The 24161-nt window shown below is 58.1% G+C and carries 21 protein-coding genes and 1 pseudogene; 14 read left to right on the top strand and 8 right to left on the bottom strand.

Annotation, left to right across the window (positions count from 1 at the left end; translation table 11 throughout):
- The first annotated feature begins 170 nt into the window (after nucleotides 1-170).
- The 7 genes from LC531_RS09245 (at nucleotide 171) to LC531_RS09215 (ending at nucleotide 9403) form a co-directional block, all read left to right on the top strand.
- Entirely contained in the window at nucleotides 171-3923 is a 3753-nt protein-coding gene (locus tag LC531_RS09245; protein WP_223650011.1) for a methyl-accepting chemotaxis protein, read from the top strand.
- A gap of 158 nt (nucleotides 3924-4081) precedes the next feature.
- Nucleotides 4082-4666: a chemotaxis protein CheW gene (locus LC531_RS09240; RefSeq protein WP_223650010.1), complete on the top strand. Its 585-nt coding sequence runs from the start codon at nucleotides 4082-4084 to the stop codon at nucleotides 4664-4666.
- A gap of 63 nt (nucleotides 4667-4729) precedes the next feature.
- Nucleotides 4730-5110: a response regulator gene (locus LC531_RS09235; RefSeq protein ID WP_133657333.1), complete on the top strand. Its 381-nt coding sequence runs from the start codon at nucleotides 4730-4732 to the stop codon at nucleotides 5108-5110.
- Nucleotides 5111-5298: 188 nt separating this feature from the next.
- Nucleotides 5299-6954: a chemotaxis protein CheA gene (locus LC531_RS09230; RefSeq protein WP_223650009.1), complete on the top strand. Its 1656-nt coding sequence runs from the start codon at nucleotides 5299-5301 to the stop codon at nucleotides 6952-6954.
- An 84-nt stretch (nucleotides 6955-7038) separates the two neighbouring features.
- A complete protein-coding gene (locus tag LC531_RS09225; RefSeq protein WP_223650008.1) occupies nucleotides 7039-7665 on the top strand; it encodes a chemotaxis protein CheC in 627 nt (208 codons plus the stop codon).
- Nucleotides 7666-7882: 217 nt separating this feature from the next.
- Nucleotides 7883-9010 carry an agmatinase family protein gene (locus LC531_RS09220; RefSeq protein ID WP_223650007.1) on the top strand — a complete coding sequence of 376 codons (1128 nt, stop codon included), beginning with the start codon at nucleotides 7883-7885 and terminating at the stop codon, nucleotides 9008-9010.
- Between the two features lie 54 nt (nucleotides 9011-9064).
- Entirely contained in the window at nucleotides 9065-9403 is a 339-nt protein-coding gene (locus LC531_RS09215) for a phage holin family protein (protein ID WP_223650006.1), read from the top strand.
- Nucleotides 9404-9469: 66 nt separating this feature from the next.
- On the opposite strand, the gene LC531_RS09210 is transcribed toward LC531_RS09215, so the two are convergent.
- The 4 genes from LC531_RS09210 to LC531_RS09195 all read right to left on the bottom strand — a co-directional run bounded on the left by LC531_RS09210 (nucleotide 9470) and on the right by LC531_RS09195 (nucleotide 15299).
- Complete coding sequence (locus tag LC531_RS09210) at nucleotides 9470-10351, bottom strand: DUF4349 domain-containing protein (protein WP_223650005.1); 882 nt, start codon at nucleotides 10349-10351, stop codon at nucleotides 9470-9472.
- Between the two features lie 484 nt (nucleotides 10352-10835).
- Nucleotides 10836-12143 (bottom strand): UDP-N-acetylglucosamine 1-carboxyvinyltransferase, encoded by a 1308-nt coding sequence (murA, locus tag LC531_RS09205; protein WP_223650004.1) that lies wholly within the window; start codon nucleotides 12141-12143, stop codon nucleotides 10836-10838.
- A gap of 75 nt (nucleotides 12144-12218) precedes the next feature.
- On the bottom strand, nucleotides 12219-12968 hold the full coding sequence (locus LC531_RS09200) for a DUF4290 domain-containing protein (RefSeq protein WP_223650003.1): 750 nt from the start codon (nucleotides 12966-12968) through the stop codon (nucleotides 12219-12221).
- Nucleotides 12969-13052: 84 nt separating this feature from the next.
- Nucleotides 13053-15299, bottom strand: coding sequence for an ATP-dependent helicase (locus tag LC531_RS09195; RefSeq protein ID WP_223650002.1), 2247 nt, complete (start codon nucleotides 15297-15299; stop codon nucleotides 13053-13055).
- Between the two features lie 228 nt (nucleotides 15300-15527).
- On the opposite strand from LC531_RS09195, the gene LC531_RS09190 reads away from it, so the two are divergent.
- The gene (locus LC531_RS09190; RefSeq protein WP_223650001.1) at nucleotides 15528-16097 is read left to right on the top strand and encodes a DUF3109 family protein; all 570 of its coding nucleotides are present in this window, start codon (nucleotides 15528-15530) and stop codon (nucleotides 16095-16097) included.
- 45 nt (nucleotides 16098-16142) lie between these two features.
- On the opposite strand, the gene LC531_RS09185 is transcribed toward LC531_RS09190, so the two are convergent.
- Complete coding sequence (locus LC531_RS09185) at nucleotides 16143-17498, bottom strand: Gfo/Idh/MocA family protein (protein WP_223650000.1); 1356 nt, start codon at nucleotides 17496-17498, stop codon at nucleotides 16143-16145.
- Between the two features lie 125 nt (nucleotides 17499-17623).
- On the bottom strand, nucleotides 17624-19006 hold the full coding sequence (locus LC531_RS09180; protein ID WP_223649999.1) for a 3-keto-disaccharide hydrolase: 1383 nt from the start codon (nucleotides 19004-19006) through the stop codon (nucleotides 17624-17626).
- A 244-nt stretch (nucleotides 19007-19250) separates the two neighbouring features.
- Here LC531_RS09180 and LC531_RS09175 point away from each other — a divergent pair, with 244 nt between their 5' ends.
- The 5 genes from LC531_RS09175 (at nucleotide 19251) to LC531_RS09155 (ending at nucleotide 23004) form a co-directional block, all read left to right on the top strand.
- Nucleotides 19251-19688, top strand: a complete 438-nt coding sequence (locus tag LC531_RS09175; protein ID WP_223649998.1) for a helix-turn-helix domain-containing protein — start codon at nucleotides 19251-19253, stop codon at nucleotides 19686-19688.
- Nucleotides 19649-20290 carry a transposase gene (locus tag LC531_RS09170; RefSeq protein ID WP_336245532.1) on the top strand — a complete coding sequence of 214 codons (642 nt, stop codon included), beginning with the start codon at nucleotides 19649-19651 and terminating at the stop codon, nucleotides 20288-20290. Before LC531_RS09175 ends, LC531_RS09170 begins: the two co-directional genes overlap by 40 nt.
- Nucleotides 20291-20541: 251 nt before the next feature.
- Entirely contained in the window at nucleotides 20542-21144 is a 603-nt protein-coding gene (locus tag LC531_RS09165) for a TetR/AcrR family transcriptional regulator (protein WP_223649997.1), read from the top strand.
- Between the two features lie 101 nt (nucleotides 21145-21245).
- A complete protein-coding gene (locus LC531_RS09160) occupies nucleotides 21246-22091 on the top strand; it encodes an alpha/beta hydrolase (RefSeq protein WP_223649996.1) in 846 nt (281 codons plus the stop codon).
- Nucleotides 22092-22167: 76 nt separating this feature from the next.
- Nucleotides 22168-23004: an amidohydrolase family protein gene (locus LC531_RS09155; RefSeq protein ID WP_223649995.1), complete on the top strand. Its 837-nt coding sequence runs from the start codon at nucleotides 22168-22170 to the stop codon at nucleotides 23002-23004.
- A gap of 214 nt (nucleotides 23005-23218) precedes the next feature.
- On the opposite strand, the gene LC531_RS22685 is transcribed toward LC531_RS09155, so the two are convergent.
- Together LC531_RS22685 and LC531_RS22680 are read right to left on the bottom strand one after the other, a co-directional pair.
- Nucleotides 23219-23599, bottom strand: a complete 381-nt coding sequence (locus LC531_RS22685) for an IS5 family transposase (protein ID WP_262903274.1) — start codon at nucleotides 23597-23599, stop codon at nucleotides 23219-23221.
- 8 nt (nucleotides 23600-23607) lie between these two features.
- Nucleotides 23608-23973, bottom strand: a complete 366-nt coding sequence (locus tag LC531_RS22680; RefSeq protein WP_262903273.1) for an IS5 family transposase — start codon at nucleotides 23971-23973, stop codon at nucleotides 23608-23610.
- Nucleotides 23974-24004: 31 nt separating this feature from the next.
- Between LC531_RS22680 and LC531_RS09145 the strand changes: the two are divergent.
- Nucleotides 24005-24127 (top strand): annotated as a pseudogene (locus LC531_RS09145) (succinyl-CoA--3-ketoacid-CoA transferase); the annotation flags it as partial.
- Between the last annotated feature and the right edge of the window lie 34 nt (nucleotides 24128-24161).

Here is a 24161-nt window from a genome sequence, read left to right as displayed (position 1 = left end):
GAAAAGTTGAAAACGGGGACAAAGATGCACGACTTGGGCTGAGTCGGGCCGACTTGGGTCGGCAAGCTACCTTCGAGAAGGATTGCATTGCCGGATTGCCCCGCAGGCCTACTTTTGCTACGCATCCCTCGCGAGCCTCCGCTTGCCCCACTCTTACTGCTCCTACCTGCATGGCTACCGCCAAGAAAATAGCCGTTTCTGACCCCGACCTCAACGGCACGGCCGCAGCTAACGCGGACGCCATCTCTGATGGCAACATGAACCAGACCCGTAAGCGTGGGACCGGCCGCAATATCGAGCTGACCGATACTGACTACGTGAACGAGCAGCTCAACCGGGTGCTCTTCGCCCTCGATGCCTTTAAGAAGGGCGACGTGAGCGTGCGCCTGACCAAGCAGAACGACGATATCTTCTCCGAAATAGCCGAGGCGTACAACTCGATGGTGGTGATGATTGGGGGGGTAGGGGGCGAGGTGTCACGCATTTCGAAGGTCGCCGGTGTAGAGGGTAACCTCAAGGCCCGCGCCTCGGCCGATGGAGCATCAGGCTTCTGGCGCGACATGATTAACAACATCAACGGCCTGGTAGACAGCATCGCCGTGCCGGTGCTGGAAGTGGGCAAGGTGCTGAAAAATATCAGCCGCGGCAACCTCGACGAGAGCTTCCAGATTCCAGTGTCGGGCGACTTTAAGGTGATGGCCGAAACCATCAATCGCACCATTGACAACCTCAACGTGTTCGCGGGCGAAGTGAGCCGGGTGGCGCAGGAAGTAGGTACCGAGGGCCGGCTCGGCGGCCAGGCCGTGGTGCCCAACGTGGGCGGCGTGTGGAAGGAACTCACGGACAACGTGAACACGATGGCCGCCTCGCTCACCAGCCAAGTGCGCGACATTGCCAACGTGACCACCGCCGTGGCTCGCGGCGACCTCAGCCAGAAAATGACGGTGGACGTGAAGGGCGAGCTGCTTCAGCTCAAGCAGAACCTCAACCAGATGGTAGACTCCCTCAACCTTTTCGCCGGCGAGGTAACGCGGGTGGCGCTCGACGTGGGTACCGAGGGCAAGCTGGGCGGCCAGGCTGCAGTGCCGGGGGTAAGCGGCGTGTGGAAAGACCTGACCGACAACGTGAACAATATGGCTGCCAACCTGACTAGCCAGGTGCGCGACATTGCTAACGTGGCCACCGCCGTGGCCCGCGGCGACCTCAGCCAGAAGATGACAGTAAACGTGAAGGGCGAAATTCTGGATTTGAAAAATATCCTGAACCAGATGGTAGACTCGCTGAACGTGTTCGGCGACGAGGTGACGCGGGTGGCCCGCGAGGTAGGCACCGAGGGTAAGCTCGGCGGGCAGGCCGTGGTGCCGCGCTCGGCCGGCACCTGGAAGGAGCTGACTGACAACGTGAATACGATGGCCGCCAACCTGACTTCGCAGGTGCGCGATATTGCTAACGTAGCCATTGCCGTGGCCCGCGGCGACCTTTCGCAGAAGATGACGGTAGACGTGCAGGGCGAGATTCTGGATTTGAAAAACATCCTGAATCAAATGGTGGACTCGCTGAATATCTTCGCTGGCGAGGTAACGCGGGTGGCCCGTGAGGTGGGCACCGAAGGCATCCTCGGCGGGCAGGCCAACGTGCCCAGGGTAGGCGGCGTGTGGAAAGACCTGACCGACAACGTGAATACGATGGCCTCGAACCTGACCAGCCAGGTGCGCGACATCGCTAACGTGGCGACCGCCGTGGCGCGGGGCGACCTGAGCCAGAAAATAACCGTGAACGTGCGCGGCGAGCTGCTGCAGCTCAAGGAAAACCTGAATCAGATGGTGGACTCGCTGAACGTGTTCGGCGACGAGGTGACGCGGGTGGCCCGCGAGGTGGGCACCGATGGCAAGCTCGGCGGGCAGGCCAACGTGCCGGGCGTGAAAGGTACTTGGAAAGACCTGACTGACAACGTGAACACAATGGCTGCCTCGCTCACCAGCCAGGTGCGTGACATTGCCAACGTGACCACCGCCGTAGCGCGCGGCGACCTTTCGCAGAAGGTTTCGGTGGATGTGCGGGGCGAGCTGCTCGACCTGAAGGACAACATCAACCAGATGGTGGACTCGCTCAATATCTTCGCCGGTGAGGTAACGCGCGTGGCGGTGGAGGTAGGTACCGAGGGCCAGCTTGGCGGCCAGGCCAACGTGCCGAACGTGAGCGGCGTGTGGAAAGACTTGACTGACAACGTAAACACGATGGCTACCAACCTCACCACGCAGGTGCGGGGCATCGTCAAAATTGTGACGGCGGTATCGCAAGGCGACCTGACCCAGAAACTGATGCTGGAAGCCGCCGGCGAAGTCGCTGACCTGGCCCAGACCATCAATCGGATGGTGGACGACCTCAACCGCCTGGCCTCCGAAGTGAGCCGGGTAGCGCGGGTGGCCGGGGCCGAGGGCAAGCTCACCGAGCGCGCCACGGTGGGCGGCGTATCGGGCTCGTGGAAAGAGCTGGTGGATACCCTGAACGCCCTGATTGAGAGCATCGCCCTGCCGGTGCTGGAAGTAAGCCGCGTGGTGCGCGCCATCTCGGAAGGTGACTTGACCCAGATGGTGGAAATTCAAACGGCGGGCGACATCACGGCCATGTCGAACTCCCTTAACCTGGCCGTGGAAACGCTGAACGCCCTGCTCGGCGAAATCAATGATTCGGCGCAGGTAGTGGGTACTTCGTCCGAAGAAATGGTGGACAAAGGCCAGGAAATGAGCCGGGTAACGGTTGACGTGGCCCTGGCCATGCAGCAAATGGCTGAGGGCGCACAAAACCAGGCCCTCAAAACCGACCAGGCTTTCAAGCTCATCGAAGAAATCATGACGGCCACCAAGGAAACGGCCAACAAGGCCGACGTGGTCAACAAGTCGGCCATCATGGGGGAACAAACCTCGCAGCAGGGCCTGAAAACGGTGGCCGAAGTGGTGAAGAATATGGAGGAAATCTCCAGCGCGGCCACCCAGACCTCGCGTACTATTGAAGTGCTGAGCACCCGCTCGCAGGAAATCAGCAAGTCGTTGGGCGTGATTACCGACATTGCCTCGCAGACCAACCTGCTAGCCCTCAACGCTGCCATTGAGGCGGCTCGCGCCGGCGAGGCGGGTAGGGGCTTCGCGGTGGTGGCCGAAGAAATTCGCAAGCTGGCCGAAGGCTCGCGCAAGTCGGCCAACGAGATTGCGACGCTGGTGGAGGACGTGAAGAAGGATACGACCAGCGCCGCCAGCGCCATCAGCGCGATGGAAAGCCGGGTGCTGAAGGGGAAGAATGCTACCTTCGAGGCCAGCGCGGCCTTCAAGAACATTGCCACCAGCAGCGGCGAAACGCTGCGCACTTCCCGCGATATTCTGACGGCCACGGCTTTGCAGCAAACCTCCATCGGCGATGTGGTGAAGTACGTGGAAGAGGTAGTAGCTATTGCCGAGCAAACGGCCACCGGCACCCAGCAGGTAGCCGGCACTGCCCGCCAGCTCTCGTCCTCGATGCAGGAGCTGACCAGCTCCTCGCAACGCCTCTCCGACATTGCCGACGACCTACAGGACGGCCTCGAAACCTTCCAGCTCTTCGACTACCTACCCGAGCCCGCGCCAGAACCCGCGCCCGTACTTCAACGCCGGGTAGCGCGCCGGGCCGCGCCGGCTACCAACCCAGCCCCAGCTACGCCTGCCCGTCGGCCGGCCCCAGTTCGGCGGGCAGCCAGCGCTACGCCAGCCGAAGCGCTCGCCCCATCCCAAAGCCCCACCAGCCGAATTCGTCGGCCAGTCACTAGCCCGACTCCTACCGCCCCAGCTGCCTCGGCCAAGGCCAGCCGCCGCGTTCAAATCCTGCCGGCCGCTGGGCCCGAGGTCGCGCCTACCCCCCCGGCGCGCCCCAAGGCCCGGCGGGCTAAGTAAAGCTAAAAGTGCAGAGTTGGGGAGGGTCATGCTGACGAAGTAAGCATCTCCACTGCACAACTAATCCTACACATTTACTTGCGTGGTAGAAATGCTCCTTTCATCAGCATGACCTTCCTCAACTCTGCACTTTTAACTCTCAATTTTTAACTGATTTTATGGCTGATTCTGCTACCGGCCGGCCGGCCCCGGCCGCGCCCGAGGCCGTTGTCCAGCTGATTGTGTTTTGCCTGGGCGATGAGGACTATGGCATCCGTATCGAGCAGGTGAAGGAAGTAACCATTACCCCGGAGGTGGTGCGCATGCCCAAGACGCCGCCCTTCATCAAGGGTATTGCCAACCTGCGGGGCGATATAATTGCCATCGTGGACCTGGAGGAGCGATTTCAGCTGCGGCCAGCGGGCCGGCCGGTGCCCGAGCTATCCTACACGCTGGCCGTGGAGGCCCCTGACTACACCCTGGGCCTGATGGTGCGCGAAGTGCCCCGCCCGGTCACCATTCCGGTCAGCCTCATCGAGCCGGCTCCCGAGTTTGTGCAAGACAGTGGCCAGCGCGAAAAATACTTAGAAGGTATCGCTAAGCTTCCCGACGGCCAGGGCATCATTATTGTGCTGAATATGCCTAAGCTGCTTACCCCCAGTGAGATAATGCGTTTGCCAGGCAATACTGCCGTGGCGGCGGGCAAGGCCCCTAAAATCTCGGCACCTACCCCCGATGCACCCGCCGATGCGCGAAAGCCGTAGACGAGCCAGCCGGTTATCTGTGGCAACCTTCCTTTTCTTTTAACTTCCAGTTTTTACTTGTACATGAATAAGCGCATTCTCATCGTCGATGACTCGTTCTACATGCGGACGATGCTCAAGAATATGCTCACCGATGCCGGCTACGACGTGGTAGGCGAGGCCGCCAACGGGCAGCAAGCCCTCGAGATGGCCGTTGCTACCAACCCCGACCTCATTACGCTCGATGTTATTTTGCCCGACAACACGGGCCTCGATGTGCTCAAAGGCATCCGCCAGCAGCAGCCCGACGCAAAAGTGGTGATGTGCTCGGCCGTAGGCCAGGAAACCATTGTGAATGAGGCTATTGAAAATGGCGCGCTGGCCTACATCGTCAAACCCTTCTCGGAAGAGCGAGTGCTTGAAATTGTGGGGAGTGCCCTGCAAGGCGACGGCTCGCTGGCTTAGGCAGCCTACCCCCTGGCGTGGGCTCCGGCCCACGTCATCCGGTTTTTTCCCCGCTCGCTAACTTTTCCTCGCTTGTCTTTACGTTTCCCCTTCTTAGCTAATGCTTGGCCCACGGGCCCCGCTTCAGCAATGGCTGGCCGGTACCGAGGGGGTAGGGAGCATCGTAGTCACTTGTTAGCCGTTCAGCTATGAAATCACGCGAGCAGGAGTACCGGGAGCTTTTTATGGCCGAGGCGTTGGAGTATTACGACGCCATGTCGCGCCACCTCAGCGAGTTGGAGCGCAACCCGCAGGACGCGGCGGCGCTCAACGAACTGTTCCGGCTCATGCACAACCTTAAGGCGAACGCCCGCGCGATGGGTTTCGTAGACATGGGGGAAGTGGCCCACAAGATGGAAACGCTTTTTGGGCAGATTCGTGGGCAGGAGCGCACTTTCACAGGTTCGCTGGTCGCCCTCACATTTCGGGCCGTTGACACGCTTGGTGGCATGATTCGGGCCGTGGGCGCGGGCCAGGAATCGGACAACGCCCAGCTGCTACTCGACAACCTGGAGCGCCTGATAAAAGGCGAGGAGCCTAAAGTCGAGCAAGCCCACGTAACGGAAGAAGAGTCGGAGGCCGATGCTTCCCGCAAGCTGGAATTGTCGGAGTTGGTGTCCATTCCGGTCAAAAAGCTCGACAACCTACTCAACCTGGTGGGCGAGCTGGTCATCGACCGCGACCGCATCCTGACACTAGCCGCCGAGTTGAACCACCCGGCCCTACAAGCCACCGCTCGCCATTTGTTCCGCATCTCCGACGACCTACAATACTCCGTCATGGACGTGCGGCTGGTCGGGGCCGGGGTGCTGCTCAATAAATTTCCGAGGGTAGTGCGCGACGTGGCCGCCGCCGAAAACAAGCAAGTGGAACTGGCCCTGAGCGGCCAGGACGTGCAGATTGACCGCAACGTATTGCAGCTTATCACCGACGCGCTGCTGCACATTGTGCGTAACGCCGTGAGCCACGGCCTCGAAGACCCCGCCACCCGCGAGGCTGCTGGCAAGCCCGCTACCGGGCAGCTACGCATCTCGGCCCTGACCGAACGCGACGACGTGCTGATACAAGTGCGGGACGACGGCCGGGGCATTGATACCGAGGCTGTGCGCCAGAAGGCCATCCGCAAGGGGGTAGTAACGGCCGCCGCCGCCGCCGACCTCGACGAGCAGGACGTGTGGGCGCTGCTGTTTGAGCCGGGCTTTTCGATGGCTGAGCAAGTAACCGATATTTCGGGCCGCGGCGTGGGCCTCGACGTGGTGAAGCTGGCCATCGACTCGCTCGGTGGGCGGCTGCGCGTCGATTCGCGGCTGGGCCAGGGCACCACGTTTACGCTGGTCCTACCCACCTCCATTGCCGTGAAGGGGGCTCTGCTCATCGAGCTGGATGCCCGCGCCTATGCCGTGCCCTTACTGCATACCGACACCGTGCTAGCGCTAGCCAACGACCAGATTTTTGCCGTAGGAGGCCTGCTGATGACCCGCGTGCAGGAAGAGAACGTGCCACTAGTGCCCTTGCGCCAGCTCCTCTATGCCGAGGGCGATGAGCTGCTACCCCGCGCCACCCGCGCCGACCTACCCCCCGCTGAGGACCTGCACCAAGTGCTGGTAGTCAGCTACAACAACCGCCGCTTAGGTCTCCTCATTGACCGCTTTCTGCGCCAACAGAGTATCGTAGTGAAGTCTTTGAGCAAGCCACTCGACACCATTGACCTGTTTGGAGGCGTCACCCTGCTGGGCAGCGGCCAACTGTGCCTGGTACTCGACGTGCCGGCCCTAACAAGGCTTTTCCTGGCCAAACGACCTTGAAGCTACCTGCCTGCCGTCTTTTTTCGTATTACCTTGCCGGCCCCGGCTGCCACCGCTACGTACTAAGCTGTTATGACTTTATCAATGAATGAGTTAGAACGCGACATCATTCGCGAAATTCTGAATATTGGACTGGCGCGCGCGGCTGACAGCTTTGCGGTTATTGCCCAGGAGCGGGTGTTGCTGGAAGTACCTAACCTCGACCTGCTGCCCAGCGCCAGTATTATTGAGCGCGTGCGCGAATATCAGACGCGCTACGTAGCCATTCAGAGCGACATTCGGGGTGATTTCAACGGCTCAACCTTCATGTTCTTTTCGGGGCAGCATATCCAGCGGCTGTCGCGGGTGTGCCTGCGAATGCAGGTCACGGACTCGCTGCAACTCACGGAGCTGCAAGAATCGCTACTACTCGAAATCAGCAATATTATTACGGGAGCTTTGGTAACCCAATTGGCTAACATTCTGAAAGCCAATATCTATGGTGCCCCCCCCAAAGCTCCAACCGGCGACTTGGCTACGGCCTTGCACAGCCTGCTCCCCGACCCCGATGCACTTCAGCCCCTTATTTTTTCCGTTATTACCCAGTTCTCTGACAAGGAAAATTCGGTTGAGCTGCCACTGATGCTGTTTTTTGACCGGGCTACGTTCGAAAAAATCCTGGAGATTATCCGCACATATGACTTTTTGGGCAAGACTCAATCGGCCGCATAGGAATGAACCCTCAATTACTAAAGGTTAATTGAGGGTTCAAAAAATAAATAATTACGTCATATTAATTTGGCGTCCGCCTGTCAAAATATTTCTGCCATTTCGTTACAGCGGTATTAACTACTTGGGCGCTAGCGGTGCTTTACTCAGCAGGTTATTTTTTATTCAAATACTTTCTTCAATCCACCAAGTGCCCGGCGCTTGGTGTTCTTTTTTACTCGTGCTTACTTCCTCACTCGAACAAAAAATAGCCAATTTTGACCCTAATGCGCTCGGTGATGCCGCCGGGGGGCTGTTCGGCCTACCCTTTACGCCCGAAGAAGCACAGGTTGTCGTGGTCCCCGTGCCTTGGGAAGTAACCGTGAGCTACCGGGCGGGCACCGCTGAGGGGCCCGCCGCCATTCGCGAGGCTTCGCTGCAGGTAGACCTTTACGACTCTGACCTGCCCGATGCCTGGAAACTGGGCCTAGCGATGGAGGAGCCCGACGAAACCATTGCCCAAATCAGTCGCGACCTGCGCCCCATTGCGGCCGACTACATTGGCTGGCTCGAAGCGGGCCAGCCGACGGCCGGCGCGGCCGAGCACGACACCGCGGCCGCCCGCGTCACGGCTGGGGGCGACCAGCTTTTGCAATGGCTGAAGGCTAAAACCGGCGCGCTGCTCGATGCTGACAAGGCCGTAGCCGTGCTGGGCGGTGACCACAGCACACCGCTGGGCTTTTTGCACGCGCTGGCCGAGCGCCACCCCGATGGCTTCGGCATTCTGCAAATCGACGCGCACTGCGACCTGCGGCCGGCTTATGAGGGCTTTCGGTACTCGCACGCCAGCATCATGTACAACGCGCTGGAGCTACCGGCGGTGAAAAAGCTGGTGCAGGTTGGCATTCGGGATATGTGCCAGCAGGAGGCCGACTTTATCGAGCGCTCGGTGGGTAGGGTAGCTATTTTTGGCCAGCGGTTTATGAGCGAGGAAAAATTCGCCAAGAAATCGTGGAAGAAAGTATGTGGCAAGATTATCGCCCAGCTACCCCAGAAAGTATACCTCAGCTTCGATATCGATGGCCTCGACCCCAAGCTGTGCCCTGGCACCGGCACGCCCGTGCCCGGCGGCCTGGAGTTTGAAGAGGCTGTGTACCTGCTGCGCGCAATCGTGCGCTCGGGGCGTACTATTATCGGCTTGGACCTCAACGAAGTAGCCCCCGGCGATACGGAGTGGAACGCGATTGTAGGCGCCCGCCTGCTCTACCAGCTTTGTAACTGGATGGCTGTGTCGCAGGGCCGCCTCGCGGCCAAAGGCCTGGGAGCTACTGAAGAAATTAATGCCAAGAAGGGTAAAGGCGCTAAGTAAGGAATTTCGCGCCTTCTTTCCAGCTAACATTCGCACTAAAATCTCCTTATTGATATGGGTAAAATACTTATCAAATTCATTCTGACGGCCGTGCTCACCTATGGCCTGGCGCAGCTACTGCCCAACGTGCGCCTAGATGGCGTAGGTAGCGCCGCCGTGCTGGTCATTGTTATGGGGCTGCTTAATGCAACGGTAAAGCCTATTCTGAAAATAATCGGCTTTCCAATTACGGTGCTTACACTGGGTATCTTCCTCCTGGTTATCAACGTTATCATCGTCAAGCTGGCTGACTACCTGATGAATAGCTTCTCAGTAACGGGCTTTGTGAGCACGCTAATTTTTAGCTTGGCCTTGTCGCTGGTAACTATCATCGTGGATATGGTAGTGGAGTAGGTTGCCTCGGCTCCGGGCTAAAAGTACAGGGCCCCGCTGAACGGCGTTCAGCGGGGCCCTGTACTTTTAGCCCGGAGCTTGCGTTTTTGGTGGCTGTGGCTTCGGATTATCTTTCCGTCGGCGCCACAGCCACCAGCCGCTTATGCCAGCCACCAGCACCAGTGGCCACAGCGTAAGCGTGCCCAAAAGCAGGGAAATAAAGAGCTGCCAGCCACCGTAAAAAGCCTCCACGGTGCGGCTCCCCAATGATATGATGGGCGCATCGGGTACGGTTTGGGGTACAGGCTGGTACAGCGTGAGCGTAATGGTAGAATACGCTACCTCGTCGTTCAGGATGTTGAATCGGCTTTCGGTGGCTTCGATTTCTTCGCGCACCTCGCCTAGCTTCTCCTCAATAGCAAGGATATCTTTAATTTTCTGGGCTCTGGTGAGTAGCGCCGTGTATTGGCGCTCTACGGCGCGCTTGGCTTGCAGGCGAGCCGCCACATCGGCGTGCTCGGCCGTGACATCAGTGGTAGTGAGCTTCTTCTCTTCTACGGTGCCCAAGTCCGCCAGGCCACTCAGCAGTGCCTGAAACTGGCCAGGGGGTACCCGAATGGTACTTTCCTCTCGCCACTCGCCGTCGATGTGGGTTTCGTTAGCGGCACTCAGGTAGCCACCGCTACGCCGTACCAGGCTATCGAGGCTGGCCGTGGCGCGGGGCATGGCAGCCGTTTTGAGGCGCACATCGGCCTGGTAGATGAGCAGGCGCGAGGTGGCTGCGGCCACCAGGGCGGGCGGGGGTAGGGGGGCTGCACTACTGCTTGCTACTGCTTCGGGCCCGGCAGGGGCAGCTTTTGACGTGGCCGAATCAGTGGTTGCGGCTACCTCGCCGGCTGCCGGCTGGTGGCTGCACCCGGTTTGCACGAGTAGCGTTAGCCCCAAAAATATGGCAGCTATTATCTTCATAATCAAGTTAATAAAGAAATAAAGCTCTGCGCTATACCAGTTAATGCAACTGCGCATTAGTCGGTAAGCCCTTCTACTAAGAAAGATGCCGGACGTAGCGCTTCCGCACATAGCCCACGCAAATTGCGGCGACCGCAAGCTTTCCATCCGCCCTTACTGGCCGCCGAGCCGGGCTCTGTTGGCGCGCTGATAATAAGCTGAGCAGCAGCTATTTCAGCCGGAAATTTAGAAAGTGTCGCTTGTTTGGCTTAGCTATACCCTACCAGCCCCAGTCCGAACAGGATAGGATGAATTAAGTGTTTTATCAGAAAAGTGGGGGAAAGGCTGAAAGAAAAAAAATCAGCGGCGCAGCTGCCTCTTTATGCGGCTCCCTGATACGGGTAACCCATATCTCCAGCAAAAAGCCCAGCCTTTGCAGGCCGGGCTTTTAGGTACTATGGGATTATATGTAATTAACTAATTGAAAATGAATTATTTATAAATACTACACCCGGCGAATATCCGCTCCCAGGGCATTCAGGCGCTCGTCAATATTTTGGTAGCCCCGGTCAATCTGCTCCACATTGAGGATGGTGCTCTTGCCTTCGGCGCTGAGCGCTGCAATGAGCAGCGCCACGCCGGCCCGGATGTCGGGCGAGGTCATGGTGATGCCGCGCAAGGCGGCGCGCTTGTCCAAGCCAATAACGGTGGCGCGGTGCGGGTCGCAGAGGATAATCTGCGCGCCCATGTCGATGAGCTTATCAACAAAAAATAGGCGCGACTCAAACATCTTCTGGTGAATGAGCACTGTGCCCCGCGCCTGAGTGGCGATAACGAGAATAATGCTCAGCAAATCAGGCGTGAAGCCCGGCCAAGTGTGGTCGCTCACCGTAAGGATGGAGCCATCGAGGTAGGTGCCAATCTGGTAGTGGTCCTGGGCCGGAATATGAATATCATCGCCGCGAAATTCCAGTTGGATACCCAGCTTGCGGAAGGTGTCGGGAATAATTCCCAGCTCCGGAATCTGGCAGTCTTTGATAGTAATCTCGGAGCCCGTCATGGCCGCCAGGCCGATGAAAGAGCCGATTTCAATCATATCAGGTAGCATGCGGTGCTCGGTGCCCCCAAGGACGGCTACCCCCTCAATAGTGAGTAGGTTGGAGCCAATACCTTGAATAGTAGCGCCCATGCGCACCAGCATGCGGCAGAGCTGCTGCAGATAGGGCTCGCAGGCTGCGTTGTAGATGCTGGTAGTACCCTCGGCCAGCACGGCGGCCATCAGGATGTTGGCAGTGCCGGTCACACTGGCCTCGTCGAGCAGCATGGAGGTGCCCTGTAGCTTACCACCGGGCACGGTGAGGCGGTAAAAGTCGGGTCCTTCCAGCGTGAGGTGCGCACCTAGCTTTTCGAGGCCCACGAAGTGCGTATCGAGTGGCCGGCGCCCAATTTTATCACCGCCGGGCTTGGGCAGCTGGGCGCGGCCATAGCGCGCCAGCAGGGGGCCGAGTATCATAACCGAGCCGCGCAGCTCGCGGGCCTGGGCCACAAATTCGGGCGTATCCAAGTAGTCGAGGCGCACATCCTCGGCCTGAAAAATATAGGTGTCGGGAGCCAGCTGGCCTACTTTCACCCCCAGGTCGCGCAGTAACTCAATGAGCTTGTTGACGTCCCGGATGTTGGGCACGTTGCTGATGGTAATGGGCTCGGCGCTCAACAACACCGCGCATAAAATCTGAAGCGCCTCATTTTTAGCGCCTTGGGGAATTATTTCTCCGTGCAGCTTACGCCCACCGCGTACTTCAAAAGCAGCCATTCTTCTTCGATTAACAATTAACAGTGAGCAATTGGCGTAGGAATAAGCCCCCGAGGGTCCAATTAGACCACAAAGCTACTGCGGCGGCTGCTGAGCCTCGGAGCGAAATTTCTTGCTGCGCTTCTTATCGCGCTTTTTACCGTTACCATTACCGCCGCCTTCGGGGCGGTCGGCGCGACGCTCGCGGCTGCCCTCAAAGCGGCTGCTACCCCCCGGCTGGCCGCCGGTGGTGCGGGCCGGTGCGACGGTTGGCGCGGTTGCTGCCGGTAGCTCAAACAAGCCCTGGTCGGCTATGAGCTGCGCATCCAGCTTCAACTGCCCGCCCGATAGCTCGGCTAGGTGCCGGATGATGGTCACGTCCTTGGCATTTTCCTTGTTGTGCTGGCGGTATAGAAATTTCATCGTGCGGCCAATCTGGGTGGCGGCCTGCTCGCGCTCGGCAGCATCGGGTAAGGTCAATGCTTTGGCAATGAGCGCTTCCACGCCGCGGCCGTAGGCCTTCAGCTTGGGGGCCTGGCGCGGGTACTCTACGCGTTGGGGCTTGGCCTGGTAGAGGCGCGGCGGCGCGAGGGGCACGGGCGCGTCGAGGGCCACCTCAGTGCCCGCGAGCGCGTGCAGGTGGTTCCAGAGGCGCGTCTGAATCTCCGGCACCTCGCGCAGGCTGGGGCGCAGGCGCAGCATCAGCTGCACGATGCCAGCGGCGCGGCGCGTGCGCTCGGTCACGTCCTCAATCTGGGCCAGGCCCTGAATAAGTTGGTAGGTGCTTTGCCCATATTCACGCACCAGCAGTTGCAGGTGAAAGGGTAGGGGGGGGGTAGGGGTCATTGTTTCGAAAGTATTTCGCACGGGATTCACGGAAGTACGCGGAGTGTAAATTCTGAGAATCCCCGCGAACTCAGCGCGAAAAAATTATAACACGCGCAGTTTCGCAAAGCTCAGGAGCAGCGTTTTTTCGCCCACTTCCTCAAAATTAATAATCGCCTTCACGGTGCCGTTCTGTTTTTCCAGGGTAGCGACCTGGCCAAACCCGAATTTGGCGTGCTCCACGCGCTGGCCGGGCTGCAAGTTACTCGTGTCGGAGGGTTGAAAGTCGGCCGGGGCCACGTACTTGGTGGCTACCGTCTTACGCGGGGGGGTAGCAATCAGGTTTGAGCGGCGCTCGAAAACGTGCTGAAACGGCGAATCGCTCACCGCCGGGCCGGACGCAAATTTTACGTTAAGATATTGGGGGTCAATCTCATCTAGGAAGCGCGACTTCTCGCACGAGCGCAGGGTGCCCCACTGGTAGCGCGAGGTGGCGTAGCTGAGCGTCAGCTTTTTCTCGGCACGGGTAATAGCTACGTAAAACAACCGACGCTCTTCCTCCAGGTCGGCCCGCGAGGTTATCATCATCTGACTCGGAAAGAGGTTTTCCTCCATGCCCACGATGTATACGTTACGGAATTCCAGGCCTTTAGCCGAGTGAATAGTCATCATCGTCACGGCCTCGCCTTCCTGAGCCGCGTCCTTCAAGTCAGAATCGGTAACGAGCGCGATATCCTGCAAAAACGCGCCCAGCGACTTGTCTTCGCGCTCATGGTCGTCCACGTATTCCTTGATGCCGTTGAGCAACTCCTGAATGTTCTCGTAGCGCGACAAGCCCTCAATACTTTTATCGGAGTACAACTCCTCAATCATACCCGAGTTTTTAGCGATGAATTTCGCCGCTTCAAAGGCATCTTCTTTGGCCGCTACGGCGGTATAGCTCTTGATTTTTTCGGCGAAGCCCACCACCGAATTGCTCACCCGCGCCGGCAAAAACTGGTCAGCATTGCTCACCACTTCCCAGATAGTGTGGTTGGCTTCCTCAGCCGCGTTAATTAATTTGCTAATCGTAGTGTCGCCGATGCCGCGCTTCGGATAATTAATTACCCGGCGTAGCGCTTGCTCGTCATTCGGGTTCACCGTGAGGCGCAAATAAGCCACTAAATCCTTGATTTCCTTGCGCTGATAAAAGCTCAGGCCACCCACAATTTTATAGCGGATATTTAATTTGCGCAGCGCTTCTTCCATTGCCCGGCTTTGGGCGTTGGTGCGGTAAAGAATGGCAAAATTATCGTAGGAAAGATGCTGATTCATCTTGTCCTCGTAAATAGACTGGGCAATTAATTTGCCTTCCTCGTTGTCGGAGGCGGCTTTAATCAACTCAATTAAATTGCCCTCCTCGTTAGCTGAAAAAACGTCTTTACGTAATTGCGCCTGGTTATTTTTAATCACCGAATTAGCGGCCCACACAATATTCTTAGTAGACCGGTAATTCTGTTCGAGCTTAAATACGTTCAGCTCAGGATAGTCTTTCTCGAAATTGAGAATATTGGTGATATCCGCGCCGCGGAAGGCATAAATACTCTGCGCGTCGTCGCCTACCACGCAAATATTTCGCTCCTTGGCCGCCAACTTGCGGGTAATTAGATACTGCGAATAATTGGTGTCTTGGTACTCGTCTACCATCACAAATTTGAATTTGTTCTGGTATTTATTTAGTACGTCGGCGTGGTCGCGGAAGAGGACGTTAGTTTGAAACAGTAGGTCGTCGAAATCCATCGCGCCGGCCTTTAAGCAGCGGGAGGCGTACTGCTGGTAGAGCACCCCGATTTTGGGTCGCATGGCCGCCTCGTCATCTTGCTTAATAACGGGGTCGTTGAGGTACTGCTGCACCGAGACGAGCTTATTCTTGGCCGCCGAGATGCGACCGAGCACCGTAGCGGGCTTGTAGAGCTTATCATCCAGCTCCAACTCCTTTATAATCTGGCCGATGAGTGTGCGGCTGTCCTGGGTGTCGTAGATAGTGAACGAGCGCGGATAGCCGATTTTATCGGCCTCGGAGCGCAGAATTTTGGCGAACACCGAGTGAAAAGTGCCCATCCATAGGTTTTTGGCATTGGGGCCGACGACTTTTTCAATGCGGGCGCGCATTTCCTTGGCGGCCTTGTTGGTGAAAGTCAGGGCCAGGATGTTGAACGGGTCTACCCCCTGCTCCAGCAGGTGGGCGATGCGGTAGGTAAGCACCCGCGTCTTGCCCGAGCCTGCGCCGGCGATAATCATGCAGGGGCCTTCCGTTTGGAGCACGGCGGCGGCCTGCGAGGGGTTTAAGAGAGCGTGATAATCTAAAGCCATCTAAAATAAGCGGTTAGCTAGTAGCTGCCAGCCGCTAGCTTTTGGGAAAATGCGGACCGCAAGGCTAAAGCGACCCAAAACTGCCCGCAGTACCGAGGCACGTCTAGCAGACAAAGATAAGTTGGCGGGGGGTAGGGCGGTATCTTTGTGCTACCGTTTTTAGGAAAAGCCCGCGCATGACGGCGCTTTACTAATTACCTGCTCTCGCTGATAAATTCGCGCCTTGTCATGATTATTATCCAGAATACCGTTATCTCCGACGACGTGGCCGAAAACTTCTTCGTCTGCAACCTCGATGCCTGCAAAGGAGCCTGTTGCGTGGAGGGTGACCTCGGCGCGCCTCTGGAGCTGGAGGAATTGGAAATTCTCAAAAATGAGTACCCCAAAATTGAGCCTTTCCTGACCGAAGCCGGCAAGCAAGCCATTACGGCCCAAGGACTTTACATTGAAGACTGGGAGGGTGACTATAGCACGACCACGATTAATGACCGCGAGTGCGCCTACGCGCTCTACGACGAGCGAGGTATCCTAAAATGTGGCATTGAGCAGGCATATCTGGCTGGTGCGACGACTTTTAAGAAGCCCATCAGCTGCCATCTTTACCCCATCCGGGTGACGAAGTACGAGGGCTTTGAGGCGCTGAACTACGACCGCTGGGATATTTGCTCGCCGGCCTGCTCGTTTGGGGCTAAGCTGGGCGTGCCGGTGTATAAGTTTTTGCAGGAGCCGCTGGAGCGTAAGTACGGCGCGGCCTGGTACGCGGAGCTGGCGCGGGAGATTGAGCAGCCATCGGTATAATTCAGTAGATATAGGTGAAGATGCTCTGTTTGCTACAGGGCGTTCTCAGTACTGGAACACCCTACCCCCTACCATTACCTCCTGCGTCTGGGCATCAAAGGTGGCTTTGAGGCCGGTGTGAGCGGCAGCGGTGGTCATGATGTTGGCGATGGAATGGCTGTAGCCGGCCTCGACGGGCGCGTGGGGCTGCTGGCGGCTGCGCACGCACGCCATCCAGTTGCGGATGTGGTTGGAGGTGAGCACGTCGCCGCCGGTATTGGCGGAAGCTACTGCGGCATCGGTACTGGCCAGGCTGAACTCGGGCAGCAGGTTGGCTGGCAGGTGCATGGCCTCGGCGTGCTGCTGGGTGAGGCCGCCAGTGGGCGATACGCGGTTAGTATTCAGGTTCAGCTCGCCACCGTTGGAGTAATATATTTCGGCCGGATGCTCATCGCCGTTGTCCATCCGCGAGGCAAACGTGACCTGGAAGCCGGTGCTTGGGTCGGCGGCCGGGCCGTAGTCAAACACCGCCGTGAGGGTGTCCCAGTTGCGCCGCCCGTCCTTCCACATATAAATGCCGCCGTTGGCCACCACGCTGCGCGGGTGGGGTAGGCCCGTAAACCAGTGCACGGTGTCAATCTGGTGGCTCATCCACTGACCCGGCAGGCCCGAGGAGTAAGGCCAGAACAGCCGATATTCCAGGTACTTGCGCGGGTCGTAGGCTTCGGCAGGGCGGTTAAGCAGGTAGCGCTGCCAGTCGGTATCGGCCTCGCGGAGCTGGGCTACCAGCTCGGGGCGGCGCCAGCGGCCGGGCTGGTTCACGTTCCAGGTCAGTTCCACCATTGTGATAGGCCCGAATTTGCCCGACTTAATGAATCGCTCAGCGGCTTGGTAGTTGTCGCCACTGCGGCGTTGCGAGCCGATTTGCACAATCTGCTTCGAGCCCCTAATAGCCTTTAGGGCGGCCCGATTATCGGCCATTGTCTCGGCGAAGGGCTTCTCCACGTAGGCATCGCAGCCGGCCTGCACGGCCTCGATGGCATGCAGCGCGTGCTGAAAATCGGCGGTGCCAATGAACACGGCATCCACGCTTTTGCTGGCGTATAGCTCGTCGTTGTTGCGGTAGGCGGCCACGGGGTGGCCGAGCTTTTCTCGCCACAGGGCCGCGCCTTCCTCGCGGCGCTTACTCCAGATGTCGGATACGCCCACTATATCGAAGTTCAGCGCTTTATAATGCTGCAAAAAGCTGGGCATGTGCGAGTTGCGGTGGCGGTCTGAGAAGCCCACTACCCCCACCCGCACCCGGTCATTGGCCCCGATAATGCGCTTGTAGCTGCTGGCCGACCACGTAACGCGGGGTAGCAAAGCGCCCGCGCCGGCCAAGGCCACTTGCTGAAGGAACTCACGACGAGGCTGCGACATGGGAAGGAAAGCTAAGAAAAGTAGGGTGCGGGGCTTGCCCCCGCCCATTGTTGAATGAAATCTGCGCTTCGTTGACCGATACAAACGCGCATCGTGCAACGACGGGCGGGGGCAAGCCCCGCACCCTACAATTGCTTGAGCTTGATGCTGCGAAACGACACGCGGTTGCCGTGGTCTTGCAGCAGCAGGTGACCGGCCGGGGCCTCCCCAAAGTTGGGCCACACGTGATATTTGCTCTGGGCTACCAGCTCGCGGAAGGCGGGCGAGCCGCGCTCGTACTCCAGCACTTTGGCTCCGTTGAGGTAGTGCTCGACGTGGTTGTTGGGGTAGACCACCACGCGGCCCACGTTCCACTCCCCGATGGGGTGTACGAAGCGGGCAGGTTTATCGGCCGTTTTCAGGTCGTAGAGCGAGGCCAGGGTGCGGTCGCCGTCACGGCCCAGCTTGGCATCGGGGTGCAGGGCATCGTCGAGCACCTGGTATTCGAGGCCGATGGCCGAGCCGTCGGTTTTTTCGGCCAGCGTCACGAAGTACTTCACCCCACTGTTGGCCCCCGGCGTCAACTTAAACTCAAACGATAAGTCAAATGCTTGGTACTCCGCCTTGGTCACGATGTCGCCGCCGTTGGCCGCTTCCTTGCCTTCGGAGGGTAGCACGGTTATCATGCCATCGGCAATCTGCCAGCCCGCGGCGGGGAAGGTGGGACTTTTGGCACTGCGCCAGCCCTGGCTGGTTTTGCCATCAAAGAGTAATTGCCAGCCGTGCTGCTTCTCGTAGGCGTTCAGGTAGTTAGGTACGAAATTGACCACGTAGATATCGGCCGGAAACGGGCTCGGGGTCAGGTTTTTCGTTTTGATGCGGATATTTTTGAAGTAAACTTTGTGGCCGGCCTGCGCCGCATCAGTCACGGCGTGCACCTGCAAGCCAATGAAGCCCTGGGGGTCGATGGGGTCCACCACGTAGGCCACGGGCACGCCGTTGACCCACGTTTTCAGCTCGTTACCGAGGCACTCTATTTGGAGGTGGTTGTACTGACCCACCTTGAAGGCTGTTTTGGCCTGCGGGTGCAAATCGAGGGGGTAGAGCCACTGGCGGCGCGCCTCGTCGTAGACGCCGCCCGACCAGCTGCGCGCCGATGGGTCGATTTCGACCTGCCGGCCGTAGACCTTGCCCGGCTGCGCGGCCGCGTCGAAGTGACTGCGCGTTTGCACGCCCGAGTTGCCGGCCGGGTCGTCAATTTTAACGTCCAGCTCCAAGTCGAAGTCGCCGTATTCCTTATCCGTGACCAGAAACGTATTGCCCGAACCTGCCACGCTCGTGCCCACGATGGCCCCGTTTTCGACCTGGTATTCGGCGGTGCCGCCCAGGCGTTTCCAGCCCGTGAGCGTTTTGCCGTCGAAGAGATTTTGCCAGTCATCGACTACCCGCACCGGCCGCAACTGAAACGAGCTAAGGAGCAGCGTGAGCGCGCCAGTGGCCAGCAAGGCCGTCTTGCGAAGGGAGTTCATGGGCGGGAAAAGGGATGGGGTAACCAGCAGGTAGGTAAAAGTAATCGAAGCGGTTTAAATGCCTCGTAGCATACCGGACGAAAGGTAAACCTTATCATTCCCTAATAACATTTGTCAGTAGCATTAAAAGTCTCATCTAGTATTGCTGGCCATTATTACCCGAACTGAAAACCATCATTTAAATTCCGCCCTTTGGTCGATGAAGCAGGGGTTAAGTACTTGTTGCTAATTAGTTTATATTATAATGATTAGCTTTGTATCATGTCAAGAGTTAATACCCCCCTTACTGAGTAAATCTGAAAAGTCAGCCTTAGAACAAGGAGCTAGAACGGGAAAGACGCCCTGTTTTCGTGCTAGATGCGAAGTGATTTTATTAAAAGCTATCGGGCTCACCTCAGAACAAGTAGCCAAGTTTACGGCTATGACTTATGTAAGTGTTAATGGGTGGACAAAACGCTATCAAGAGGAGGGTATTGAGGGACTACAAACAAAGACTGGACGCGGGCGCAAAGCAGTAGTAAGCGTAGTGGAGGATAAAGAGTCTGTTTTGCAAGCTATCAAAGCGAATAGACAACGTATTGAAACGGCTAAAGCGGAATGGGAACAGGAAACTAACAAATCGGTTAGCTTGAGCACCTTTAAATCTTTTTTAAAAGTCTTGACGGACGATATAAGCGAATAAGAAGGCGCTGTAAAGGCAAGCCCTGCCCGGATTTATATGCCTTAAAGAAGGCGCAATTAACTGAATTAGAGATACTTTGCGAGCAAGGTTTTCTAGACTTATTTTACGGAGATGAAAGCCATGTGTGCAGTACGGGCTACGTGCCCTACGGGTGGCAGTTTCTAGGAGAAGAAGTTTTCATACCAGTTGAGCAAGGCTATAAAATCAATATTTGGGGACTTATTAGCCGACGCAATCAAACCCATTGGTTAACAACGGAAACGACTATTAGCGCAAATTTTATCTTTACACAACTAGAAGAATTATCTTTTAAGATTCGAAAGCCAACAGTAATTGTGGTAGATAATGCAAGTATCCACAAAGCGCAGCTAATCCAGCAGCAATTACCTTTTTGGGAAGCACGCGGATTACGTGTATTTTATTTACCTACTTATTCGCCACACCTCAATATTGCGGAAACACTTTGGCGTAAATTGAAGAAAGAACAGCTTGACCCAGGTGACTACTTTAATAAGGATACTCTTTTCTACGCAGTTAATCGTTGCTTAGCGCAAGTAGGAAATTTATGGAGAATAAATTTCTCAAAATTTAACATAAACTAATTAACCACGGGTACTTACCTGGTAGGAGTAGGCGGCTCCTACCGGGCCTGGCTACGGCTACCTATACTTGCACGGTCAGCAAAGTACGTCCCGTGCGTAATTCCTGTTAATTTTGGAGCGGGGACAGATAATTAGAAAAGTTAAATTAATTCTCTGGTCTGGGCGCAGCCATTTTTCTTATCGTTAAAAGCCACGCGAAAAGCTATTAACCAGAACCAGAGGCGGTCATTCTGCACCGTCCCGCGCGTTTTATGAGCCAGTCACTACGCGAAAAGCTTTCGGCCGAAGAACAATTGAAAGAGGCGGCCCGGCGCATATTTCTGCGCAAGGGCTACGCCGCGACCCGCACCCGCGACATTGCCGAGGAAGCCGGCCAGAATCTGGCCCTGCTCAACTACTATTTCCGCAGCAAGCAAAACCTCTTCAACCTCGTGCTGCGCGAAAATACCCAGCAGTTTTTCGGGGTCGTTGCGCCGCTCTTTCACGATGCGGCCACGACGCTGGACGAGAAAATCGAACTCATTACCAGCCAGTATATCGACCTGCTGCTGCAACAGCCCGAGATGCCGATGTTCGTGCTGAGCGAGCTGCGGGCCAACCCAACCTGGTTCAGCCAGCAGGCCCCGTTGATGCAGCAGCTGGCTCATTCCGCGTTTGCCCGGCAGCTGGTGGAGCGGCAGCCAGCGGCCGAGCCAGTGCAGGTGTTCCTGACTTTTATCGGGATGCTGCTGTTTCCCTTCATCCTCAAGCCCGTAGTGCAGGCCGCCGAGCCGCTCGGTGAGGCCGCATTTGCCCAGCTCATGCACGAGCGTAAGGCGCTGGTCGTGCGCTGGATGAGCCTGATAATTGAGTGAGCGCTTTTTTTGACCGGCTTTTAATCATTTGACTAAATCAGCTGTATAAACACTGCTTTCATGACGAACCGCCTCCTTTCCACTTTCCCTTACTAACCCGCATGGATACCCCCCAAATCCCATCCGCCCCGCCAGTCGCCGGCCAGTACCTCGATGTGCCGGGTGCCCGCCTTTACTTCGAAACCATCGGCGCGGGGCCGCTGCTGCTACTGATTCCGGGCGCGAACGGCGACGCGAACATCTTCATGCCCATCAAGCGGTTTCTGGCCGGCCAGTACACGGTGGTGACCTACGACCGGCGCGGGTATTCGCGTAGCGAATTGGTAGGCCCCCAGGACCTGCCCTACAAGCGCGAAGCCGATGCCGACGATGCCCAGCGCTTGCTGGCCCACCTCAGCCCGGAGCCGGCCACGGTGTTTGGCACCAGCTCGGGGGCCATCGTGGCCCTCACGCTGCTGGCGCGCCACCCCGCCGCGGTGCGCACTCTGGTGCCCCATGAGCCCCCGCTGCTGCAAGTGCTACCCGAGGCAGGCGACTTTGCGCACTTCTACACCGACTTGCAGGCCACCTATAAGGCAGAAGGCATGAAGGCCGTGATGCAGAAATTTGCCGCCGAGCTGGTGAGCAAGGCCGATGCTCCGCTCATGCAGCGTGAGCGCGACGCGGCCGCGATGAAAAATAGCGTGTTCTGGTTCGAGAACGAGGCCAGCGCCTACCCCCAGGCGCACTTCGATATGGCCCAGTTGGCCAGCTATGCCGACCGCATAGTACCGGTGGGCGGGTTGGAATCGCACGGCACCATGCCCTATGAAGCCGTGCAGGCGCTGGCCGCGCAGCTGCACCGGCCCCTGCTGGAGCTGCCGGGCGGGCACGTGAGCGGCTACGTACTGCACCCCGCCGAATTTGCCCAGGGCCTGCTGGCCGCCCTGGCTAAACTAAACCACTAACTGCGCATATCCATGAGTCAGAACCTGAGCCAGAATTCCCTGGAACGCATTGACTTCATGTGCATTACCTGCCCCCGTGTACCGCGAGGCGGCCCTGGCGGCCGGCCACAGCCAACCCGATGGGATACCCGCCCTACCCCAGTGGAGCGAAGCCGCCGCCCTAGCCCAGATGGATAAGTTGGGCGTACGGAAAGCTTTTTTGTCGGTTTCCTCGCCGGGCGTGCATTTCGGCGACGATGCCGCCGCGCGCCAACTGGCGCGGGCGGTCAATGACGAGGGCAGCCGCCTCAAAGCCCAGTACCTAGAGCGGTTCGGCTTCTACGCGGCGGCACCGCTGCCCGATTTCGACGGGGCGCTGGCCGAGCTGCGCTACGCTCTCGATGTGCTGCACGCCGACGCGGTAGTGTTTGAAACCAACGCCAACGGCGTGTATCTGGGTGACGAGCACCTCGACCAGATTTTTGCCGAGCTGGACCAGCGCGGGGCGGTGGCGTTTGTCCACCCCACCTCGCCCTCCTGCGAGTGTTGCCTCGACCTGGCCCTGGGCTACCCCCAGCCCATCTTGGAGTTCTTGTTTGGAATGACCCGCTCGGTGACCAACTTGGTGCTGCGCGGCATCACCACGCGGTTTCCGCGGGTGCGCATCATCGTGCCACACGCCGGGGCGGCGCTCCTGGTGGTGGCCGACCGGGTAGCGGGCTTCGCGGGGCTGCTCGGCCTCACGCCCACGCCCACCGACGACGAGCTATTCGCGGCCTTCCGCAGCTTGTATTACGACCTGGCCGGCTTCCCGCTGTCCCGCCTGCTGCCCACCCTGCTCACGATAGTCGACCCCACGCACATTCTCTACGGCAGTGATGCGCCCTTCACGCCCGCCCCGATAGTCGAGCAGGTGCTCGCGAAGTTGGACTAGAGTATTCCGCCCGAATATTTGACGGCGTTTATGAGCGGCAATGCCCGGCAGCTGTTTGGCTTGTAATGAGTTAATATATATTTTCCTGTATTCCAAGCATCGTTACGTTCTGGCTTAGTTATCCACCAACGACACTTCACCCCCTGGCTCCCTCTCCAAAAAAGAGGGGGAACTAGCTTCTAAAATCTAATTCTAAAACTAGAACTAGGAAGTGTTAACAGTCACGTAGCCAGAGTACGGTCGCGGCTAGCTGAATAAAGTCCAGAAAATGCGTATCCGACTTGTCATGGCGGGTGGCCACGCGCCGAAACTGCTTTAAGCGGCTAAAAAGCCGCTCCACGAGGTGGCGCTGGGCATACCGGGCCGCGTCGTAGGCGCGGGGCGTGCGGCGCTTGCGCCGGGGCGGAATCACCGCGCAGGTGCCGCGCGCCGCCAGGGTGGCCACGAGCGGGTCGGAATCGTAGCCGCGGTCGGCGAGGAGGTAGGCCGGGGCCAAGCCTTCGAGCAGGGGCAAGGCCTGCGGAGCATCAGGGCGCTGGCCCGCCGTCAGGCAGCCGCGTACGAAGTGGCCGCGAGTGTCGGCCACGACGTGCAATTTACTGGTCAGTCCCCCGTGGCTGCGCCCCAGGGCTTGCGGCCCGTTTTTTTGCGCGCCCCGCTCGCGTATTGGTGGGCGCGTATGGTGGTCGAATCGAGCAGCAGCGTGTGCAAGGCATCATGTTGCTGCACCGCCGCCAGCACCTGGGCCCATATGCCCGCGGCGGTCCAGCGCTGGAAGCGGGTGTATGTGGTATGCCAGTTGCCCCACGCGACCGGCAAGGCCCGCCAGCGGCAGCCGTTACGCATGAGCCACAGCACGGCCTCGACAAAGCGCCGGTTGTCTTGGCCCCGCCCGCCTTCCGTACCAACCCGGCCCGGTAGCAGCAGCGCGATACGTGCCCACTGCGCGTCGGTCAACAGATACTCCATTCCCGAACCTACTACCTACTGTTAACACTTCCTAGTACCCGCTGGCACCCTCGACCCCAACCAGATTCACACGCCGGGCATTTTCGTGCAGCGCATTTTTGAGGGTAAAGGCTATGACAAGCGCATTGAGCAGTGCACGGTTATAACCACCTGAATCCAGGTTAGGTAAACAGCAGATTGGCCAATGC

This window comes from Hymenobacter psoromatis (assembly GCF_020012125.1).
Lineage (GTDB): Bacteria > Bacteroidota > Bacteroidia > Cytophagales > Hymenobacteraceae > Hymenobacter > Hymenobacter psoromatis.
This window is presented reverse-complemented; position numbering and strand designations above follow the sequence as displayed.

Excerpts from the sequence above, each read along its gene's own strand:
- LC531_RS09215 (WP_223650006.1), top strand. The coding sequence starts at position 9,065 with ATGGGTAAAATACTTATCAAATTCATTCTGACGGCCGTGCTCACCTAT.
- murA (WP_223650004.1), bottom strand. The coding sequence starts at position 12,143 with ATGGCTGCTTTTGAAGTACGCGGTGGGCGTAAGCTGCACGGAGAAATA.
- LC531_RS09195 (WP_223650002.1), bottom strand. The coding sequence starts at position 15,299 with ATGGCTTTAGATTATCACGCTCTCTTAAACCCCTCGCAGGCCGCCGCC.
- LC531_RS09180 (WP_223649999.1), bottom strand. The coding sequence starts at position 19,006 with ATGAACTCCCTTCGCAAGACGGCCTTGCTGGCCACTGGCGCGCTCACG.
- LC531_RS09175 (WP_223649998.1), top strand. The coding sequence starts at position 19,251 with ATGATTAGCTTTGTATCATGTCAAGAGTTAATACCCCCCTTACTGAGT.
- LC531_RS09245 (WP_223650011.1), top strand. The coding sequence starts at position 171 with ATGGCTACCGCCAAGAAAATAGCCGTTTCTGACCCCGACCTCAACGGC.
- LC531_RS09190 (WP_223650001.1), top strand. The coding sequence starts at position 15,528 with ATGATTATTATCCAGAATACCGTTATCTCCGACGACGTGGCCGAAAAC.
- LC531_RS09200 (WP_223650003.1), bottom strand. The coding sequence starts at position 12,968 with ATGACCCCTACCCCCCCCCTACCCTTTCACCTGCAACTGCTGGTGCGT.
- LC531_RS09165 (WP_223649997.1), top strand. The coding sequence starts at position 20,542 with ATGAGCCAGTCACTACGCGAAAAGCTTTCGGCCGAAGAACAATTGAAA.
- LC531_RS09230 (WP_223650009.1), top strand. The coding sequence starts at position 5,299 with ATGAAATCACGCGAGCAGGAGTACCGGGAGCTTTTTATGGCCGAGGCG.
- LC531_RS09235 (WP_133657333.1), top strand. The coding sequence starts at position 4,730 with ATGAATAAGCGCATTCTCATCGTCGATGACTCGTTCTACATGCGGACG.
- LC531_RS09185 (WP_223650000.1), bottom strand. The coding sequence starts at position 17,498 with ATGTCGCAGCCTCGTCGTGAGTTCCTTCAGCAAGTGGCCTTGGCCGGC.
- LC531_RS09240 (WP_223650010.1), top strand. The coding sequence starts at position 4,082 with ATGGCTGATTCTGCTACCGGCCGGCCGGCCCCGGCCGCGCCCGAGGCC.
- LC531_RS09210 (WP_223650005.1), bottom strand. The coding sequence starts at position 10,351 with ATGAAGATAATAGCTGCCATATTTTTGGGGCTAACGCTACTCGTGCAA.
- LC531_RS09160 (WP_223649996.1), top strand. The coding sequence starts at position 21,246 with ATGGATACCCCCCAAATCCCATCCGCCCCGCCAGTCGCCGGCCAGTAC.
- LC531_RS22680 (WP_262903273.1), bottom strand. The coding sequence starts at position 23,973 with ATGGAGTATCTGTTGACCGACGCGCAGTGGGCACGTATCGCGCTGCTG.
- LC531_RS09225 (WP_223650008.1), top strand. The coding sequence starts at position 7,039 with ATGAATGAGTTAGAACGCGACATCATTCGCGAAATTCTGAATATTGGA.